This window comes from Modicisalibacter luteus DSM 23508 (assembly GCF_000378505.1).
Classification (GTDB): domain Bacteria; phylum Pseudomonadota; class Gammaproteobacteria; order Pseudomonadales; family Halomonadaceae; genus Modicisalibacter; species Modicisalibacter luteus.
Map to the genome: position 1 here is coordinate 76,840 of NZ_KB899989.1, position 18,518 is coordinate 95,357.

The window sequence follows — 18,518 nt, forward strand, 5'->3', positions numbered from 1 at the left end:
TTCACAATCGGGCACATCGGGAAATTTAGCAAACCCGGACTGTCACGTTGCCAGGCGTCAGTCGGCCCTATCGATATCGCACAGCAAAGGATGCTGGCATTCTCGCGCGTATTCGTTGACTAGATGACTTTTGGTTTCCGCGATGTCGCGGGTAAAGATGCCACAGGTGGCCTTGCCCTGGGTGTGCACCGCCAGCATGATCTGAACGGCCTTCTCATTGTCCATATGAAAGAAGGTCTGCAACACCTCGACAACGAACTCCATCGGCGTGAAGTCGTCGTTGTGCAGGACCACCTTGTAACGCGGCGGTTCTTCCAACTGGGGGTCTGCCGACTTGACGGACAGATCCCCCTCATCTTCTTCTCCCGGCCGTGGGGGGCGGGTCATTCCTGCCCAGATTGCTTGCACCGCGGCGGTCATCGAAATTCTCTCGTCTGTATTGAACATAAGAGGCTTAACCCATCAACACAAGCCGAAGTGCTACGACGTCACTCACTTAGACGTAGAAAGACACTCGGAGTTCACTAGCAAGATGCGTGCAGCCGCAGCACCTTGCAAGAGCCAGAATGAAAATAACCCGCTCATATCGCAAACGGATCAACCAGTAGAAAATGCGGGATGCGAGGGCTCGGAACACCACCTATGGTGGATCATGCCCAGCCTTCAACGTCAGTGTAGCAAGCCTGCAACAGCCTCATGGGACTGTCAGGTGTTGGCAGTTCTTCCAGGCCCGGATAGTCTCGTATCACTTTTTCCGCCGCGCCTCTGCCACGAGATGAGATGAGCAAGATCTATCTGCTGCACAAGCCATACCGGATGCTTTCGCAATTCACCGACGATCAGGGGCGGGATACCCTTGCCCAGGTGATCGACGTTCCCGGCATCTATGCAGCCGGACGACTCGATTACGATTCCGAGGGCCTATTGCTGCTCACCGACGATGGCGCACTGATCCATCATATCAGTGACCCTAGACATAAGCAGCCCAAGACCTACTGGGTACAGGTGGAAGGCGATCCTGACGAGGAAAGGCTTGACGCGCTTCGCCGAGGCGTGACACTAAAGGATGGCCTTACTCGCCCTGCCAAGGCGAGAAAGTTAATACAGCCCGACGTGGGGCCTCGCCATCCGCCGATTCGTCAGCGCCAAGGTATGGCGACCTCCTGGCTGGAATTGACGCTCAGCGAAGGCCGGAACCGTCAGGTCCGGCGCATGACTGCCCATATCGGTTGCCCCACGCTTCGCCTGATTCGTGTCGCCATCGGGCCTTGGCGCCTGGATGGCCTGTCACCGGGAGAATGGCGGAGTGAAACGCTGCATGCCCCGCAATCGGTACGTCATCGGCAGGCACCATCCCGCCGAACAAGGAGACGTTGATGAAACGCTGGAGCCCCAGAGTCACTGTAGCCTCGGTAATAGAACGTAGTGGGCGCTACCTGCTCGTCGAGGAAGACCATGGTGGCCCTTTCAGCCTGTTTAATCAGCCAGCTGGCCACCTGGAGCCCGGCGAACGCCTGACCGATGCTGCCGCCAGAGAGACCCGCGAGGAAGCTGGTTGGCAGGTTGCCATTACCGATTACCTCGGCCTTTATATTTTTACCGCTGCCGACGGCTTGGTATTTCATAGCCATTCGTTCGTCGGCCTGCCATTGGCCCACCTGGACAACACGCTCGACAAGGGCGTTGTGGCAGCGCATTGGCTGACCCTCGATGAAATCGACGACCTCAACCGGGCCAAGCGCCTGCGTAGCCCGTTGGTCATGCAACGCATTCGCGACCTGCGCCGCGGGCAATGCTTTCCTCTGGACGTAATCCGCGAGCGATGACTCGAAGCTGCACGTTGGTTTCAGGTATAATTCTGCACAATCAATTTCACCGTATCCCATCCGAGAGCGACTATGTCTCAAGCCACGGGGTCAAGACCCACGGGGCCCTCTGCCACGGGTAAAGTCATCGTCGGCATGTCCGGCGGTGTCGATTCTTCCGTTTCCGCCCTGCTGTTGCTCGAGCAGGGCTACGAGGTGGAAGGCCTGTTCATGAAGAACTGGGACGAAGACGACGGTACCGAGTACTGCACCGCCAAGGAAGATCTGGCGGACGCCCAAGCCGTATGCGACAAGCTGGGTATCAAACTGCATACCGCAAACTTTGCAGCCGAGTACTGGGATAACGTCTTCGAACACTTCCTGGCCGAATATCGCGCCGGCAGAACCCCTAACCCGGACATCCTTTGTAACCGGGAAATCAAGTTCAAGGTCTTCCTTGACTATGCCGAGATGCTGGGCGCGGAGAATATCGCCACCGGCCATTACGTTCGGCGTGGCGAGCGTGATGGACATGCTCGCCTGCTCAAGGGGCTCGACACTGGCAAGGACCAGAGCTATTTCCTGCATGCCGTCCCCGAAGCCGCCATCGCACGTACGCTGTTTCCCGTCGGCGAGCTAGAAAAGCCGGCGGTGCGCGAACTTGCCGAGCGACACGGTTTGGTGACGGCACGCAAGAAGGACTCTACCGGTATCTGCTTCATCGGCGAGCGCCGTTTCCGAGATTTCCTCCAGCAGTACCTGCCGGCGCAACCCGGCCGGATCGAAACGCCGGAAGGCGACGTCATCGGTGAGCACATGGGCCTGATGTATTACACCTTGGGCCAGCGCCAGGGACTAGGTATCGGCGGTCTTGCTGAATATTCCGACGCCCCCTGGTACGTGGCCGGTAAGGATCTGGAGCGCAACGTGCTAATCGTCGTCCAGGGCAAGCATCATGACCTGCTCTATACCGACGCCCTCGCGACCGAGGCCATGGACTGGGTCGCCGGCGAGCCACCGGGACACGATATTCGCCTACGTGCAAAGACACGCTATCGTCAGCAAGACGTCGCTTGCCGGATGACTACGCGTCCAGATGGCGGCGTCTGCGTTGTCTTCGACGAACCTCAGCGGGCGGTGACCCCGGGGCAATCGCTGGTTCTCTACGATGGCGAAATTTGTCTGGGTGGCGGCGTGATTCGCGATGCCTGGCAGCGAGGAGCACACGCTGCATGACTGCAACTCCCATTCAAACCGCCCCTGACGACCCGATTTTTCGCCAGACCCTTGCCTTGGCCGGTGTCTTCCAGGCCGCCGCCATCGTCGATCAGTTGGCGCGTACCGGCCAATGCGACGAGCGCGCTTGGAATACTCTGATCCACGCAACGGTCGACACCAACCCGACCACGTTCGAGAGCATTTATGGCGGGCATCACAATAACCTGCGCCAAGGACTTGAAGTGCTCAATGCCGTAGTCGGCAGGGATCGTTCCGACCCGGCTGTACTGCGCTATGGGTTTTCTCTGCTGATGCTGATGCAGAAGCTTCGCCAGCAACCTCAGATGATGGATACGCTGGGTCAGCGCCTGACCCGTATCCAGGGCCAGGTCGAACATTTTGGTGAAACTCATGAAAATGTCGTCGCCAGCCTGGGCGAGCTCTATCAAGACACCATCTCGACCTTTCGTCAGCGCATCGTCGTCCAGGGCGACCCCAGCCTACTCCAGCAACGCATGATGCCGGAGCGGGTGCGCACTGCATTGCTCGGCGGAATTCGCTTTGCATTGCTATGGCATCAGCAAGGCGGCCGTCGCTGGAAATTGCTGTTCCAGCGCGGAGCGGTCAAGAAGGCCCTGGATCGATTGAACTGACCTTTCGTAACCTGAACCGTGGCGCCCCTCGTTGCATGAACGGGTGCCCGACGCATCGGACATTACTATGCAACTTTCTCCTCTCACCGCCCTGTCACCCGTCGATGGCCGCTACGAAGCCAAGGCCGAGGCCCTTCGCGAGCACTTCAGCGAATTCGGTCTGATTCGCGCCCGTGTCACCGTCGAAGTCCGCTGGCTGGAATGTCTGGCCGCGCATCCGCAGATCAAGGAAGTACCGTCACTCTCTGCCGAGGCCAAGGCCTTTCTCGATACGCTGGTATCCGAGTTCTCGGTCGAGGATGCGGCCCGTATCAAGGAAATCGAGCGTACCACTAACCACGATGTAAAGGCGGTGGAGTACTTCCTCAAGGAGAAGGTTGCTACGGTCCCCGAGTTGCATGCGGTTACCGAGTTCATTCACTTCGCCTGCACCAGCGAGGACATCAACAACCTGTCGCACGCGTTGATGCTCAAGGGCGGCTTGAATGTCCTGCTGCCGGTAATGCGCGATATCGTGTCCGCCGTGGAGCGTCTGGCCCACGACCATGCCGAACAGCCGATGCTGTCGCGCACCCACGGCCAGACCGCCAGCCCCACCACCCTCGGCAAGGAAATGGCCAATGTCGCCTACCGCCTGCGCCGTCAGCTCAAGCAGATCGAATCTGCTGAGTTGCTAGGCAAGATCAACGGCGCGGTGGGCAACTACAATGCGCATCTTGCTACCTACCCGGAAGTCGACTGGGCAGCCAATGCGCGTCAGTTCATAGAAAGTCTGGGTATCACTTTCAACCCGTACACCACCCAGATCGAGCCGCACGATTATATCGCCGAATTATTCGACGCTTTTTGCCGCTTTCACACCATCCTGATCGACTTCGATCGTGACGTGTGGGGCTACATCTCGCTGGGTTATTTCAAGCAGAGGACCGTGGCTGGAGAAATCGGCTCGTCGACCATGCCTCACAAGGTCAACCCCATCGACTTCGAGAACTCGGAGGGCAACCTCGGCCTGGCTAACGCCCTGCTTGGGCATCTCGCCCAGAAGCTGCCCATCTCACGTTGGCAGCGCGACCTGACCGACTCGACGGTACTGCGCAACCTCGGCGTTGGCCTGGCCTACGGCCTGATTGCATATCACGCCACACTCAAGGGCATTGGCAAGCTCGAGGCCAACCCCGAGCGGCTCAATGACGACCTGGACCATAGCTGGGAAGTCCTTGCCGAGCCGATTCAAACCGTGATGCGCCGCTATGGCATCGAGAAGCCCTACGAGAAGCTCAAGGAACTGACCCGCGGCAAGCGCATCGACCAGGCCGGTTTTGCCGCCTTCATCGACACGCTGGAACTGCCGGAGACGGTCAAGGCCGAGCTCAAGGCATTAACCCCGGCCAACTACATCGGAAATGCGGCCGAGCAGGCCAAGGCGCTGTAAACGCGTTCAGGCTACTCTTGCTGGCAACGAGCACAGGCACAGGTTTTCTTGTGCCTGTCTCTTTTCTACTCACTCATGCGAGAATTCCATGTCCGCCAATACCCCACTGTCCCTGCTCGGCGGGCTGACCCCCGCTCAATTTCTGGCCGAGTACTGGCAGAAGAAACCGCTGTTGATCCGTGGCGCCTTCACCAATTTCGAATCTCCCCTGTCACCGGATGAACTCGCTGGACTGGCCTGCGAGGAAGGTGTCGAGGCCCGCCTTGTCGAAGAGCATGGTGCCGAAAAACCCTGGCAGGTCTCGCACGGCCCATTCGACGAAACCACTTTTGCGCGTTTGCCCGAACGCGACTGGACACTGCTGGTTCAGGCCGTCGATCACTACGTGCCGGATGTGAGCGCCCTGCTCGATGCCTTCGATTTTCTACCGCGCTGGCGACTCGACGACATCATGGTCAGTTATGCGCCACCAGGTGGCAGCGTCGGCCCTCATGTCGACCAGTACGATGTGTTTCTGTTGCAGGCCAGCGGCACGCGGGAATGGCAACTGGGTGGCAAGGTGCGCGAAGACACGCCCATTGTTCAAGGCATCGACCTGCGTATTCTAGAGCGCTTCGAGATAGAACCCGGCCAACATTGGCAGCTAGCGCCCGGAGACATGCTGTATCTTCCCCCCGGCTGGGCCCATCACGGCATCAGCCGATCAGAGGATTGCATGACCTTCTCGGTAGGCTTTCGTGCGCTTTCCGCCGACGAATCGGTAACTTCCTATGCCGATTACCTGGGTGAGTCGCTACCCGACTCACTGCGTTACGCCGACCCTGACCTTACCCCTGCTCTCCATCCCGGTGAGATAGATGATGCCTCGCTGGCGCGTATGCGCACAATGATTCTGGATACGCTGGACAACCCAGCACAGCTTGTTCAATGGTTCGGCCGCGCGATGACTCAGCCCAAGTACCTTGACCAACTGGTCCCTCAGGATAGCCCGACGGATGTCGAGTCCCTTGTCGCGGAACTACAGAACGGTATGACATTGGCGCGGACGCTGGGCTCACGCTTCGCCTATCGTAGCGGGAAAGATGGAATGGCAACGCTTTTTGTCGATGGCGATGCCGTAGATTGCCCTTTCCCGCTCGCCCGCGATCTGGCCGGCAACGCTCCTATCAATGCGGATTTGCTGAACCATGATGGCGCCGCCGAGTTGCTTGCGTACCTACTCGACCACGGCAGCTTGAGCTGGCTGGATGACCAGGAAGACGAATGATAGCGGACGTTCACGTTACCCAGGGGGGCTGGCAGACGCTGGGCCAGGCAGCGGCTGAACTCAGGCGTCGCGTCTTCATCGACGAGCAGCACGTACCCGAAGAAGAGGAATGGGACGGCCAAGATCCCGCATGCCTTCATTTCATTGCCTTCGATGCAGGACAACCGGTAGGCACGGCTCGGTTGCTGCCGGATGGCCATATCGGTCGTGTTGCCGTGCTGGCCCAGGCTAGAGGACGCGGCATTGGCCTAGCACTCATGCGTAAGGCCATCGAAGCAGCGCAACTTGAAGGACATGCCGAAGTCCAGCTGGCAGCTCAGATCCATGCCCTGCCTTTCTATGAAAGGCTAGGCTTTCAAGCTTATGGCCAAGAATTCCTCGACGCCGGCATCCCGCACCGCAACATGCGCCTTCCCCTATCCTGCTGATCCTATTGGCGAAACCGCCTCTCTCCGAAATATGACTACAGGATTATGCAAATAGCCCGTTTCCTGTAGTCATACTACAACGCTTCCTGCCCCTAAGTGTGGATTGTTGAGCCCAGCAACCATGGGCCATAGTTCATGACAAGGCGGCAATAAAACAGCCGTTTAACGCCCATGAACTTTGGCGCCTGTAGTCCAGGCATGTACTCACGAGAAGTCATGGCGAAAAGAGGACAAGCCGGACAGATCCCGAGCTTTTTCCGCAACGCAGCACCAAATTCGTAGCGATGAACCGCTCCGGCTGCGTCAGGAAATATTGCTAAGGCACCGAGCGAAGGTGCCGCCCGGACACTCAACGAAACAAGGAAGCCACTATGTCAGCCTATCGGGAAACCGTTAACAACTTCGCTCAGCTACGTGAAAAGCATGCTGGAAAATGGGACACGATCAACCCCGAACATGCTGCGCGCATGACGCTTCAGAACCGCTTTCGCACCGGGTTGGACATTGCCCGCTATACAGCAGGCATCATGCGCCGCGACATGGCCGCCTATGATGAGGATCCATCATGCTATACCCAGTCGCTGGGCTGCTGGCACGGTTTCATCGGCCAACAGAAAATGATTTCCATCAAGAAGCACTTCGGGACGACCAAGGGGCGCTACCTTTACCTTTCCGGCTGGATGGTAGCTGCCATGCGTTCCGAGTTCGGCCCGCTTCCCGATCAATCGATGCATGAAAAGACGTCTGTACCGGCACTGATCGAGGAGCTCTATACCTTCCTGCGCCAAGCCGATGCTCGCGAATTGGGCCACATGTTTCGCGAACTCGATGCCGCACGCGCCAAGGGAGACGAAATCGCGGCCCGCGCCGTGCAGGAAAGGATCGATCATTACGAGACCCATATCGTGCCGATCATTGCCGATATCGATGCCGGCTTCGGCAACGAAGAAGCAACGTATTTGTTAGCCAAGCGCATGATCGAGGCCGGAGCCTGCTGTATCCAGCTAGAGAATCAGGTGTCGGATGCCAAGCAGTGCGGCCATCAGGACGGTAAGGTGACTGTGCCTCATGAAGACTTTCTGGCCAAGATCAATGCCGTGCGTTATGCGTTTCTAGAGTTGGGTGTCGAGGATGGTGTCATCGTGGCGCGCACCGACTCGCTGGGAGCCGGCCTGACCCAAAAGATTCCGGTCAGCACTGAGCCGGGAGACCTGGCGGCACAGTACAACAGCTTCCTTCACACGACGCCGATCTGCAACGATGACGACCTCGCCGATGGCGAAATGATCATCAAGCTCGATGGGCAGTTGAAGAAACCCTTGCGTATGCCCAACGGCCTCTATCTGTTCCGTCCGGGCACAGGAGAGGATCGCGTGGTTCTGGACTGCATTACAGCCCTGCAGAATGGCGCCGATCTGCTGTGGATCGAAACCGAGAAACCCCATGTCGGGCAGATTGCCAGCATGGTCAACCGGATCCGTGAGGTCGTGCCCGATGCCAAGCTGGTCTACAACAACTCACCTTCCTTCAACTGGACACTCAACTTCCGCCAACAGGTCTACGACGCCTGGGAGCAGGAAGGCAAGGATGTTTCTGCCTATGATCGTACCCGCTTGATGAGTGCCGAGTACGACGAGACCGAGCTCGCTGCCGTTGCCGACGAGTGGACACGCAACTTCCAGCGCGACGCCGCACGCGACGCCGGTATATTCCACCATCTGATCACACTGCCGACATATCATACTGCGGCCTTGTCCACGGACAATCTGGCCAAGGGTTACTTCGGCGACGAAGGCATGCTGGCCTATGTCAGGAACGTACAACGCCAGGAGATTCGCCAAGGCCTGGCTTGCGTCAAGCATCAGGACATGGCCGGCTCCAACCTGGGCGACGACCACAAGGAGTATTTCTCCAGCGAGCGCGCCCTGAAGGCCGGCGGCAAGGACAACACCATGAATCAGTTCGCCTGAAGCCTGGCTAGCACAAGCTGACTCACGTCACACCGGGAGGCTACGGCCTCCCTTTTTATTGGCTTTTTTTTCACATAATCTGCACTATCTCGGCGGGCACCAACACGACCTGACTCTGGTCTAAGCTGTCGTGACTCGCTACACTGTTTTAGAACAGCGTTTTCAATGATTGATCACTTGGCGCCTCCGCCAAGTTGAGGAGGGTTTGATGAAGCGTCTTCTTCCCGTTATCGCCATGGGCCTGCTGACCCTAGGTGGATGTGCCAACTCCGACCTCTACTCGGGAGACGTCTATCGGGGAAGCCAGGCCAAAACCGGCCAGACCGTGACCTACGGTACCATCACAGCCCTGCGCCCGGTTCGCATCCAGGCCGAAGATCAGAACAGTGGCGTAATCGGTGGGCTGGGAGGTGCCGTGATCGGTGGCTTGCTGGGTAACCAGATCGGCGGGGGCTCGGGCCGTACCATTGCCACTGCGGCAGGCGCCATCGGTGGTAGCGTGGCTGGCAGCAAGATCGAGGACAAGGCCAACCAGACCAACGCCTATGAGATCGAGGTGCGCCGGGACGTGGGCGATACCGTGATCGTCGTACAAAAGGCGGACCGGCAGTGGCAGGTTGGACAACGTGTTCGCTTGGTCGGTAGTGGAGCTAACATGAGCGTTGCCCCCTACTGATGAGGCGCGTTGTAGCCATGTCCTGAAGAAACGAAAACCCCCGCAGCGTGCTGCGGGGGTTTTCCTTGGGGGCGTTGTGGCTATCGGCCTTAGTGTGACTTGGCTTTCGACAGTCCCCAACGAGCCAGTTTCACCACGAGCCAGCTGATCAGGCCAATCAACAGCAGGGTCAGCAACATGGAAACAGGGCTTACAATAAACGTTGCGCCAATTACCGCCAGCCCTACGCTCCAGATCCAACGGTCGTCCTCACTGCTCCTTGATGTATAAGGCAACCTACGTTCCAAGGCACTGCCCAGTGCACCGTTCCAGCTCTTGAGCGAGAGAAACAGGATGACGCCAAAGGCGATCAGCCAGATTAGAGTCACGGTCATATGGCATTTCTCCTAATAAATCATAGACATAATCGCAAACTCACCAGACGTGGCAATGCGCTGACGACATCGACATCTAGTGAATGTTTATCCTTGATGTGCCGACGCACATCCCGATCTGTCATCGGGTTATCGGCAGGGTACCCCCGCCGATAATGCCCGTGCAACTGGGCTACGGAGAAAAAACGTCGCCCAACCAGCCTGCCGATTTTGCCTCCTTATCCTCAACCCAAAAGCGTGACACGGACGACAATACGTGCCACTACGCGCTTGAACAGCAGTCAAGTCAGTTTACTCGACCATGAAAAATCCTCGGCGCCCCTGACAGGTGCAGATGGACGCGTTACCATTGAAATGACATGCACTCACCGAAAGGTCCATCTCAACATGCAGATTGCGCAAAATTCCGTTGTCGCGTTCCATTACACCCTGACCAACGATGCAGGTGAGGTGCTGGACAGCTCGGAAGGTCGCGAACCGCTGACCTATCTCCATGGCGCGGGCAATATCATTCCCGGCCTCGAGAAGGAGCTGGAAGGTCGCCAGAGCGGCGATAAGCTGCAAGTGACCGTCAGCCCTGAAGAAGGCTACGGCGAGACTCAGCCTGCCCTAGTGCAGGAAGTTCCTCGCGATGCTTTTCAGGGTGTCGAGAACGTCGAGCCAGGCATGCAGTTCCAGGCCCAGACTCAGGGCGGCCCGCTCATGGTCACCGTCACCAATATCGAAGGCGATACCGTAACCGTGGATGGTAACCATCCGTTGGCCGGTCAAAAGCTCAACTTCGATGTTGAAATCGCCGAGGTGCGCGAGGCGAGCTCTGAAGAAATAGAGCATGGCCACGTTCATGGCGAAGGTGGCCATCAGCACTAAGCTGATCTACAACAAGCCGATACTACGGCTGTGCCACGAAAGGGCAACCATTCACGGTTGCCCTTTCTTTTGCTTGCGATCATGCCCATGGGGCCCAGAATAGCTATCCTGGCTCGAAGCCAGTAAATCCTTTGACGTAGGTGACGTCATGACATCAATCCTGACTCTCGGCTGGACAATCTTAGCTCTCATCCCCCTACCCGCCCAGGCTCAGGACACAACCGAGACGGCCAACGCGACCTTTGCCGGTGGCTGTTTTTGGTGCGTGGAGGAAGCCTACGACGAAATCAAAGGCGTTCAGCGCACCGTCTCCGGCTATACCGGGGGAGAGGAGACATCCCCTTCGTATGAGCAGGTTGCTCGAGGAGCCACCGGCCACGCCGAAGCCGTTCGTGTGGAATACGATCCCTCGCAAGTCGATTACGCTACGTTGCTCGAGGCGTTCTGGCACAACATTGATCCCTTCGCGGAGGATCGCCAATTTTGCGACGCGGGTCGTCAGTACCGTAGCGCGATCTTCTACCATGATGAACAGCAGAAACACTTGGCGGAAAAGACCAGATCAGAGCTCGAACAGCGCTTCGGCCGAGACATTGCGACCCGTATCGCCCCGGCGGGCAAGTTCTGGGTTGCCGAGGAGTATCATCAGGATTATTACGAGAAAAATCCGGTACGCTATCGCTTCTACAAGGCCGGCTGCGGGCGCACCGAGCGCCTCGAGGAAATATGGGGGAATCAGGCCGGGCTACCGGGCAAATCTTGATGTCCGGTACCGATCACGAATTCGCTTCGACCAGCGTCGAATGTTGCTCTTTTCGCCACAGCCAGAGGGAAAGTGCCAGGGTCACGCTCAGTACCAACCATGAGGCCAGCACCACGCCCCACCAGTCGGCGGCCTGCCAGAACGGCTCGAGATAGAAGCCGCCAAGGCTGGCTCCTACATAATAAAATACTAAATAAAGTGACGATGCACTTCCCCTGGCCATCTGTGCCTGTCGGCTCACCCAGCTCGAAGCCATGGAGTGACAAAAGAAAAAGCCAAAGGCATTAATGACCAGGCCGGCCAGGATCACTGGCAACGCCTCGCTCATTGTCACCCACGTACCGACCATGAAGATCCCGATACCTAGCATCATGCATACCGGCTGCGCCAAGCGTTGGGCGACACGCCCCGACAATGCCGACCCCAGAGTCCCCCCCAGATACGTGACAAAGATCATGCCCAGCCACTGAGTGGAGAGTGAATACGGGGCCTCATTGAGACGGAACGTGATGTAGCTGTACTGATTGATAAAGATGAAGAAGTTCAGCCCACCGATCAGGTAGGCGCCCAATAACAGAGGGTTGCACAGATGGCCGCTTAGAGAGCTCAGGGCAACTCCAAGACGTAACGGGGCCGGCTTGAACTCACGCGCCTCAGGTAGCAAGCGCCAGAATACCGCCAGGCAAACCAGACTCACCAATCCTACGGTCAGAAAGCTGGCATGCCATCCACCGTATTCACCCGCGATCCCGCCCATGACACGCCCACCGATACCGCCTAGCGTATTGGCGCTGATATATAGCCCCACGGCCAGCATTAGCGCTCGCTTATCGAACTCATCCCCCATCCAGGCGATTGCCACGGCGGGTAGACCACCGAGCACGAAGCCCTGCACCGCCCGGATGATGAGAAGCGAGGTGAAGTTGTCGACGAAGGGAATGAGCAACGAACAGAGTGTGGCGATCAGCAGCGTGAAACGCATGATGCCACCGCGACCGATGGCATCGGAGAGCGGTCCGAATACCAGCAGCGCTCCCGCCAGGGTAATGGTCGAAACTGCCATGACCATGGCCACGGCCAGAGTGGAAACATCGAAGACCTGCCGCAACTCCGGCAGTAGCGGTTGCGCCGCATAGAGATTGACGAAAACGGTGAACGAGCCCAGGCACAGTGCCAATGTGGCCCTCCACCAGTCTCGGCTATGTGCTTGGATCATGAATAACTCCTTGTACTTTCGGGCATGATCCGGTATTCAAAACAATAAGCCAAATAGGGCTTGGAGATAGCAACGATCTTTTTTACTTATGAAGTTATCATTCGACCTTAGGGCGTTACGTTATTTCTTGGCGGTCGCGGAGCATGGTGGCTTTACACGTGCCGCCCACGAACTGCATGTTGCGCAATCAGCCGTCAGCCAGACCGTCGCCAGTCTCGAGTCCCGCCTGGAGTTGCGCCTTTTCCATCGTCATGAACGTCGAATCAGCCTAACGCCGGAGGGCGAATTGCTGCTGGGTCACGCCCGCGAATTGCTCGGTCAGGCCGAGTCGATAGAACTGGCGATGAGAGAAGTCCATGGGCTGGTAAAAGGCGAAGTGCGCATCGGCATCCCCTCGATGCTTGGATCCTATTATTTTCCGCCCCTGTTAATGGGCTTCAAGTCTCGCCATCCGGGGATTCGCTTGACCGTTGTCGAAGCAGGGACACGGCGCTTGCAGCGTATGATTGCAGATGGAGAACTCGATCTCGGCGTGGTCACAGACGATGTATCGACCCAAGGGCTGGAGCGACGCCATTTCCTGCGCGAGGAAATGGTCGTCTGTGTGCCCCGGGATCACCGCTTTGCGAAAAGAGAGAGTGTAACGGCCCGGGAAGTTCTAGGCGAACCCTTGGTGCTTTTTCAGGACGGTTACTTTCATCGAGAATTCGTGGACCGCCTAGCCGTCGAAACCGGCCAACAGCCTCAGGTCGCCTTCCAGTCCAACCTGATTCCTCTGACCAAAGCGATCGTAAGACAGGGATTCGGCATTACCACCTTCTTGCGCCGAGTCGTCGAGGAACCTGACCTTGCAGCAGTATCGTTCGAGCCGGCCGCCTGGCTGGACCTGTCATTTGCCTGGAAGCACGGCGCCTATCTATCGAGAGCCGAGCAGACGTTCGTCGATTTCGTACTCGAACATCATGCAAGTCTCTAAGAGAGGCCAAGTGTAGCCAGTCTTTTCGCTACTCGAAGCGCTGCGCAATTTCCTTCAGCGGCATGGGACGCCGGGCCTGCCAGTAGTGTCGATTCCAGTAGACGTTATCGAGCCGAGACAGCTTCACGCCCTGCGACGTCGACGCATGCAGAAAGTAGCCGTCATCGACGTAGATGCCGACATGGCGGTACACACCTGGTGGGCGGAAGAACACCAGGTCGCCAACCTCCAGGGCATCCCTCGCAACAACTTTGCCTTCATGCATCTGGGCGCTTGTGGTACGCGGCAATTCCAGCGCAAACGCCTCTCTATAAACCTGTTGAACCAGCGCTGAGCAGTCGATGCCTCGAAGGCCTTCCCCGCCCAGCACATAGGGGGTGCCTTCCCAGCGCTCATGCTCATTCAGCAATGCCTGGCGCATTGTCCTCAATGAGGAACGCCGAAGTGTTCCCCAGCGTTGCGCCAACTGGGTGGCTGAGCCCATCACATGCGCTTTGCCACTAGCATGGAAGCCACTGCTTCTCTCCGTCTGGCTTCCGCTATCCTGCGGTGTGCCGGCACAACCGGCCAGTAAGCCAGCCATCGCCCAGGCCAGCAGAAATTGATAATTCATTGCCGAGCAAACTCTCGCATCAAAGCAAAAACGTCTCGCTGCGCTTGGCGCCAAGCAGCGTATCCCAAATCGTTGCGGTGTATCCGGTACATGACGACTCGAACGGCGTTAATGCATTGTCCGCGCATCACCCGGTAGCGTATCGATGTGCAAGGGTGCCCAATGGCGCGGCCGTGCGCCGGGAAAATCCAGGCTTGCCCAGGAACCGGCAAGTGGTGGCGCTCCACTCAACCATGCCGTCAACCCCTCGCGAAAGCGAGCCAGGAAACTTTCTCGCTCTTCGGTTTCCCCCATGAAGAAGGCAAATCCGGCGTACAGCCCGAGCGCATAGTCACGCCAATTCCCATAATGCCGCTGGGCTTCGGCCAAGGCAGTATCGAGCACATCATCCAATAAGGTGGTGCTCACCCAATCCAGGCTACGACCGGCGATGGCCAAATCCACTGCCTGAGCCAGATCCCAGGCGGTCATGTCGATATCGTTGCAGCCTGCCTCGTTGTCCCTTACCCGCCGCAGACGTAGCAAGTGATTACGCTCCTCCTCACCGCACTCGCCCGACTCGAGGATGGCGATTTCCTCCTCCAGGCGCGCACGATTGAGCGTGTATGGGGCATAATTTATCTGGTACTCCTGCCGGTCTCCCACCTCGAGCAAAAAGCCAAGAAACTCCTGCAGCCCCTCCGGACTGTGCAAACCATAGTGGCTATCCAGCCACTGCTGAAGTGCCTCACGCTCCGCCCGGCTCTCCCGCTGGGGCTCCCCCCAGATGCCGGGGTTAAGCGGGCCGGCCAGCGACAGAGCCGTCAGGCGCGTCAGGCTCGGGCGAGGACCGGGCTCCTGCCATTCCGCCTGACGCCAGTCCAGCCAGTGGAACGGGCTTCCCGGATCGTCCCTATGCCAGCGAATATCGTAAACCAGCGTATCCTCGGGCAGTTCAGGCAGGGCCGCTTCCCAAGCGGCCCAAGCCTCCAGCAGTCGTTTTGGGTTGGGATATAGCCGGCACAGCACGCCACGTAGCGACTCGGCTACGCGGGCCAATCCGGCAGCATCGAAATCACCGCTGTCTCCTGCCATCAGCAGATAGAAAGCATATTTCTCGGCCATGTGAATCGTCGCGGCATGTCGAACACACGATTGCAACCGCTCGCGTAGATGAATGGCCTCCTCCGAAGGACGCCCGAAATCGGTGTCCAGCGGCGGAAGCGCGCCGTGGGCCGCATCGATAGCCAACTGATTGAGATGATGGGACTGGGCGGGCAACCAATAGCGCGCCAGGCCATCGACACCTTCGTCCGGAAACAGCCCGAGCGTCTCGGCTAGATATCGTCGAGCATCCTGTCGGCGTGCCTCGTCGAGAGTTACACCGATACCCTGACGATAAAGCAGGTCAGGCTCACGCACCGAGGCCAACGCCAACACCCAGTGCCGAGTATCGGAACGCCAACGGCGCAGGGCAAGGCGTGAACGCTCGCGCTGCACTTCCGTCACTAGTCCCTGCAGCGGGACCCGCCATGGGCTGACCGGCGAGTTCATCAGCAGAGCCAGCTCGGGCACGGCCTGATCGGTGGGATAGCGGTGTCCCTCGAACAGGCTTCGTCCACGTTGATAGGCTTGAACCAGCGCCATCCAGTCGCTGTAACGCCGCATCAGCAAGTCAGCGGCATGCGCAGCAAAATCCTCGGCTTCGTCCGCCCTCAACCAGCCAAGCATCAGACCGGCATAGGCGAGGTCGACCAGACGCAACCAATCCCAGGCGGCCCATTCCAGCGGCTCACCCTGCTCGAGATAGGCAAGCATCACCTGACCATAGCGTCGTTGATCGTTGAGCCCGCGCAGCCAGGATTGACGCGTCGTCACATCGGCATCGAGCAGCCGGGCTGCGTCCTGGTCCCAGCCATAGCGATGTCCCTGCCCACCGAGCCACAGCAGGATACGTATCAGCTCTTCGCGACTGCGTATCTGCCATTCGTTTTCCAGCCAATCGGTGACATCAGGCCAGTCGCGCTCAGGCTGCGGAGGTAAAGCCAGAACCGGTGCGAAGATTGCCCGTAGCGCCCAGGTCCGCTCATTCTCCTGCTCAGGCCAAAGCGGCAGGTTCCGGCACTTGTTCAAGTGGACGCCGCTAACCTCCCACGTGATCCCGTCGCCTTGATGTTCAAGCTGTGCCAACGCCTCCCCGGCCAAGGCGAACTCTTCGTCACCGTGTGACCAGCCCTCCTCAAGACGCGCCTTTTTCAAAGCGGCCAACCACTCATCCAGAGATGCGTATTGGGCATGGATGCTCTTCGCTACACGCTGAACCCAAGCCTCGGTCTGCTCATTCGTCAACCAGCCTGCTGACGCTGCCAATGCGATCAGCTCCAGTGCGGCCAGCTGAAACTGAGGATTCGGTACGCCGGGAGGAAAGGCCTCCAGCAGTCGCCAGCCCAGCTCACCGCGTTCGACCACCCCCAACTGCGCCAATCGAGCCACAGCAATGGTCGGCTCCATGTCGGTGGGATCTGGTTCGAAGGCCCAGCCGCACAGGACCAGTTGCTGTGCCCACCAGGCTTTTAGCGGATCGGCCAAGGTCTCACCTCTGAATCTCTCATAACGAATGGATTAACGGCCTCATAGTTTAACGGAAAGCGGAGACAACGCCGATGCTGCCACGTCGCTTCGAAGATACCTAGCGAAAAGACCTATTTATGCCGGGTCCCCTTATAGTGGGGCTTGGCAAAATGTTTTATATAATGCACAGTCCGTCAAACATGATAGCCCCTCTGGACTACTGGAGCATTGCCCTATGTCCCTCGCTCTGCCCGACCTATTGATTCCGAAAGCCTATATCGGCGGCCAGTGGCACGATGCCGAGCGTCGCTTCGCCGTGACCAACCCCGCCACTGGCCAGACGCTGGCTGAGATCCCCGATCTGAATGCCGATGATGCCCGCGCTGCCGTGGCGAGTGCCGAGGCTGCCTGGCCAGCTTGGCGCAAGCGCCCGGCCAAGGAGCGGGCAGCCTTGCTTCGTCGTTGGTACGAACTGATCGTTGCCCACGGAGACGAACTGGCACGGCTGATGACCCTGGAGCAAGGTAAGCCGCTCGCCGAGTCAAAGGGCGAAGTGGGTTATGGCGCCTCGTTCGTCGAGTACTATGCCGAGGAGGCCAAACGTGTCGCTGGCGAAACGCTGCCCTCGCACGGCGCCGACAAACGTATTCTGGTCTTCCGCGAACCCATCGGGGTGGTAGCGGCCATCACCCCTTGGAACTTTCCATTGGCCATGATCACGCGTAAATGTGCACCCGCTCTGGCCGCTGGCTGCCCGGTCGTGATCAAGCCCGCCGAAGCTACGCCCCTGACTGCTCTGGCGTTGGCCAAACTGGCCGAAGACGCCGGTCTCCCGGCCGGTGTACTGAATGTCGTAACGGCATCGCAACCCGCCGAAATCGGCGAAGTACTGACCACGGATCCGCGTGTTCGAAAGGTATCCTTCACCGGCTCGACTCCCGTGGGCAAGAAGCTGCTGGCGCAATGCGCCGGGACGGTCAAGAAGGCCTCCATGGAGCTCGGCGGCAACGCGCCGTTCATCGTCTTTGACGATGCCGATCTGGATGCGGCCGTGGAAGGCGCCATTGCCTCGAAGTTCCGCAATTCCGGCCAAACTTGTGTTTGTACGAATCGCTTGCTGGTTCAGGCAGGAATATACGACGCTTTCCTAGAGAAGCTGGCCAAGCGCGTCCGCGAACTAAAGGTGGGCAATGGCCTTGAGGACGGCGTCGTACAGGGGCCACTGATCAATCCTGCTGCCGTCGCCAAGGTACAGGCGCATATCGGCGATGCCCTCGGTAATGGCGCTCGCCTGGTCTGCGGCGGAGAACCACACGCCTTGGGCGGAACCTTTTTCCAGCCCACCGTGCTCGCTGACGTCACCGATGCGATGCAGGTCGCCCGGGAAGAAACGTTTGGCCCGCTGGCGCCCGTCTTCCGCTTCGAGAGCGACGAGCAAGCGATCGCCATGGCCAATGCCACCGAGTTCGGCCTGGCCGCATATTTCTACGCCAGCGATTACCGGCGTATCTGGCATGTCATGGAGGGCCTGGAATATGGCATGGTCGCCGTCAATGAAGGGATATTGTCCACTGAGCTGGCCCCCTTCGGCGGCATCAAGGAATCGGGGCTGGGCCGTGAAGGGTCACGTCACGGCCTCGATGAGTTTACCGAACTAAAATATGTCTGCGTTGGCGGGCTGTGATCATCACCGCCCGGGGATGACAA

Annotated in this window: 18 protein-coding genes; 13 read left to right on the forward strand and 5 right to left on the reverse strand. The window is 58.5% G+C overall.

Annotated elements, in window-relative coordinates:
• Positions 1-57: 57 nt before the first annotated feature.
• Positions 58-420, reverse strand: coding sequence for an ATP-dependent Clp protease adapter ClpS (clpS, locus tag F568_RS0100405; protein ID WP_019016719.1), 363 nt, complete (start codon positions 418-420; stop codon positions 58-60).
• Positions 421-780: 360 nt separating this feature from the next.
• Between clpS and F568_RS0100410 the strand changes: the two genes are divergently transcribed.
• The 9 genes from F568_RS0100410 (at position 781) to F568_RS0100450 (ending at position 9,449) form a co-directional block, all read left to right on the forward strand.
• Positions 781-1,377, forward strand: a complete 597-nt coding sequence (locus F568_RS0100410; RefSeq protein ID WP_019016720.1) for a pseudouridine synthase — start codon at positions 781-783, stop codon at positions 1,375-1,377.
• Entirely contained in the window at positions 1,377-1,826 is a 450-nt protein-coding gene (locus F568_RS0100415) for an NUDIX domain-containing protein (protein WP_019016721.1), read from the forward strand. Before F568_RS0100410 ends, F568_RS0100415 begins: the two co-directional genes overlap by 1 nt.
• Before the next feature lie 72 nt (positions 1,827-1,898).
• A complete protein-coding gene (gene mnmA, locus F568_RS0100420; RefSeq protein WP_026300232.1) occupies positions 1,899-3,041 on the forward strand; it encodes a tRNA 2-thiouridine(34) synthase MnmA in 1,143 nt (380 codons plus the stop codon).
• A complete protein-coding gene (gene hflD / locus F568_RS0100425; RefSeq protein ID WP_019016723.1) occupies positions 3,038-3,676 on the forward strand; it encodes a high frequency lysogenization protein HflD in 639 nt (212 codons plus the stop codon). Before mnmA ends, hflD begins: the two co-directional genes overlap by 4 nt.
• A 67-nt stretch (positions 3,677-3,743) precedes the next feature.
• Positions 3,744-5,108, forward strand: a complete 1,365-nt coding sequence (purB, locus tag F568_RS0100430; protein ID WP_019016724.1) for an adenylosuccinate lyase — start codon at positions 3,744-3,746, stop codon at positions 5,106-5,108.
• A gap of 88 nt (positions 5,109-5,196) precedes the next feature.
• Positions 5,197-6,375 carry a cupin domain-containing protein gene (locus tag F568_RS0100435; RefSeq protein ID WP_019016725.1) on the forward strand — a complete coding sequence of 393 codons (1,179 nt, stop codon included), beginning with the start codon at positions 5,197-5,199 and terminating at the stop codon, positions 6,373-6,375.
• Positions 6,372-6,803 carry a GNAT family N-acetyltransferase gene (locus tag F568_RS0100440; protein ID WP_019016726.1) on the forward strand — a complete coding sequence of 144 codons (432 nt, stop codon included), beginning with the start codon at positions 6,372-6,374 and terminating at the stop codon, positions 6,801-6,803. Before F568_RS0100435 ends, F568_RS0100440 begins: the two co-directional genes overlap by 4 nt.
• A gap of 371 nt (positions 6,804-7,174) precedes the next feature.
• Positions 7,175-8,773: an isocitrate lyase gene (locus F568_RS0100445; RefSeq protein WP_019016727.1), complete on the forward strand. Its 1,599-nt coding sequence runs from the start codon at positions 7,175-7,177 to the stop codon at positions 8,771-8,773.
• A 208-nt stretch (positions 8,774-8,981) separates the two neighbouring features.
• Complete coding sequence (locus F568_RS0100450) at positions 8,982-9,449, forward strand: outer membrane lipoprotein (protein WP_019016728.1); 468 nt, start codon at positions 8,982-8,984, stop codon at positions 9,447-9,449.
• Positions 9,450-9,538: 89 nt separating this feature from the next.
• Here the strand turns inward: F568_RS0100450 and F568_RS0100455 are convergent, their stop codons facing one another.
• The gene (locus F568_RS0100455) at positions 9,539-9,823 is read right to left on the reverse strand and encodes a hypothetical protein (protein ID WP_019016729.1); all 285 of its coding nucleotides are present in this window, start codon (positions 9,821-9,823) and stop codon (positions 9,539-9,541) included.
• A 387-nt stretch (positions 9,824-10,210) separates the two neighbouring features.
• Here F568_RS0100455 and F568_RS0100460 point away from each other — a divergent pair, with 387 nt between their 5' ends.
• The gene (locus F568_RS0100460; RefSeq protein ID WP_019016730.1) at positions 10,211-10,693 is read left to right on the forward strand and encodes an FKBP-type peptidyl-prolyl cis-trans isomerase; all 483 of its coding nucleotides are present in this window, start codon (positions 10,211-10,213) and stop codon (positions 10,691-10,693) included.
• 148 nt (positions 10,694-10,841) lie between these two features.
• The gene (msrA, locus tag F568_RS0100465) at positions 10,842-11,456 is read left to right on the forward strand and encodes a peptide-methionine (S)-S-oxide reductase MsrA (protein WP_019016731.1); all 615 of its coding nucleotides are present in this window, start codon (positions 10,842-10,844) and stop codon (positions 11,454-11,456) included.
• A 13-nt stretch (positions 11,457-11,469) separates the two neighbouring features.
• Here the strand turns inward: msrA and F568_RS0100470 are convergent, their stop codons facing one another.
• Positions 11,470-12,672, reverse strand: coding sequence for an MFS transporter (locus F568_RS0100470; RefSeq protein WP_019016732.1), 1,203 nt, complete (start codon positions 12,670-12,672; stop codon positions 11,470-11,472).
• A gap of 88 nt (positions 12,673-12,760) precedes the next feature.
• Here F568_RS0100470 and F568_RS0100475 point away from each other — a divergent pair, with 88 nt between their 5' ends.
• Positions 12,761-13,648, forward strand: coding sequence for a LysR family transcriptional regulator (locus tag F568_RS0100475; RefSeq protein ID WP_019016733.1), 888 nt, complete (start codon positions 12,761-12,763; stop codon positions 13,646-13,648).
• Between the two features lie 28 nt (positions 13,649-13,676).
• On the opposite strand, the gene F568_RS0100480 is transcribed toward F568_RS0100475, so the two are convergent.
• Together F568_RS0100480 and F568_RS0100485 are read right to left on the reverse strand one after the other, a co-directional pair.
• Positions 13,677-14,261 (reverse strand): C40 family peptidase, encoded by a 585-nt coding sequence (locus tag F568_RS0100480; RefSeq protein WP_019016734.1) that lies wholly within the window; start codon positions 14,259-14,261, stop codon positions 13,677-13,679.
• Positions 14,262-14,369: 108 nt separating this feature from the next.
• Complete coding sequence (locus tag F568_RS0100485; protein WP_019016735.1) at positions 14,370-16,829, reverse strand: DUF1266 domain-containing protein; 2,460 nt, start codon at positions 16,827-16,829, stop codon at positions 14,370-14,372.
• Between the two features lie 217 nt (positions 16,830-17,046).
• Between F568_RS0100485 and F568_RS0100490 the strand changes: the two genes are divergently transcribed.
• A complete protein-coding gene (locus F568_RS0100490) occupies positions 17,047-18,495 on the forward strand; it encodes an NAD-dependent succinate-semialdehyde dehydrogenase (RefSeq protein WP_019016736.1) in 1,449 nt (482 codons plus the stop codon).
• The last annotated feature ends 23 nt before the right edge of the window (positions 18,496-18,518 follow it).

Coding starts and splice junctions, on each gene's coding strand:
- clpS (WP_019016719.1), bottom strand. CDS start 420: ATGACCGCCGCGGTGCAAGCAATCTGGGCAGGAATGACCCGCCCCCCA.
- F568_RS0100410 (WP_019016720.1), top strand. CDS start 781: ATGAGCAAGATCTATCTGCTGCACAAGCCATACCGGATGCTTTCGCAA.
- F568_RS0100415 (WP_019016721.1), top strand. CDS start 1,377: ATGAAACGCTGGAGCCCCAGAGTCACTGTAGCCTCGGTAATAGAACGT.
- mnmA (WP_026300232.1), top strand. CDS start 1,899: ATGTCTCAAGCCACGGGGTCAAGACCCACGGGGCCCTCTGCCACGGGT.
- hflD (WP_019016723.1), top strand. CDS start 3,038: ATGACTGCAACTCCCATTCAAACCGCCCCTGACGACCCGATTTTTCGC.
- purB (WP_019016724.1), top strand. CDS start 3,744: ATGCAACTTTCTCCTCTCACCGCCCTGTCACCCGTCGATGGCCGCTAC.
- F568_RS0100435 (WP_019016725.1), top strand. CDS start 5,197: ATGTCCGCCAATACCCCACTGTCCCTGCTCGGCGGGCTGACCCCCGCT.
- F568_RS0100440 (WP_019016726.1), top strand. CDS start 6,372: ATGATAGCGGACGTTCACGTTACCCAGGGGGGCTGGCAGACGCTGGGC.
- F568_RS0100445 (WP_019016727.1), top strand. CDS start 7,175: ATGTCAGCCTATCGGGAAACCGTTAACAACTTCGCTCAGCTACGTGAA.
- F568_RS0100450 (WP_019016728.1), top strand. CDS start 8,982: ATGAAGCGTCTTCTTCCCGTTATCGCCATGGGCCTGCTGACCCTAGGT.
- F568_RS0100455 (WP_019016729.1), bottom strand. CDS start 9,823: ATGACCGTGACTCTAATCTGGCTGATCGCCTTTGGCGTCATCCTGTTT.
- F568_RS0100460 (WP_019016730.1), top strand. CDS start 10,211: ATGCAGATTGCGCAAAATTCCGTTGTCGCGTTCCATTACACCCTGACC.
- msrA (WP_019016731.1), top strand. CDS start 10,842: ATGACATCAATCCTGACTCTCGGCTGGACAATCTTAGCTCTCATCCCC.
- F568_RS0100470 (WP_019016732.1), bottom strand. CDS start 12,672: ATGATCCAAGCACATAGCCGAGACTGGTGGAGGGCCACATTGGCACTG.
- F568_RS0100475 (WP_019016733.1), top strand. CDS start 12,761: ATGAAGTTATCATTCGACCTTAGGGCGTTACGTTATTTCTTGGCGGTC.
- F568_RS0100480 (WP_019016734.1), bottom strand. CDS start 14,261: ATGAATTATCAATTTCTGCTGGCCTGGGCGATGGCTGGCTTACTGGCC.
- F568_RS0100490 (WP_019016736.1), top strand. CDS start 17,047: ATGTCCCTCGCTCTGCCCGACCTATTGATTCCGAAAGCCTATATCGGC.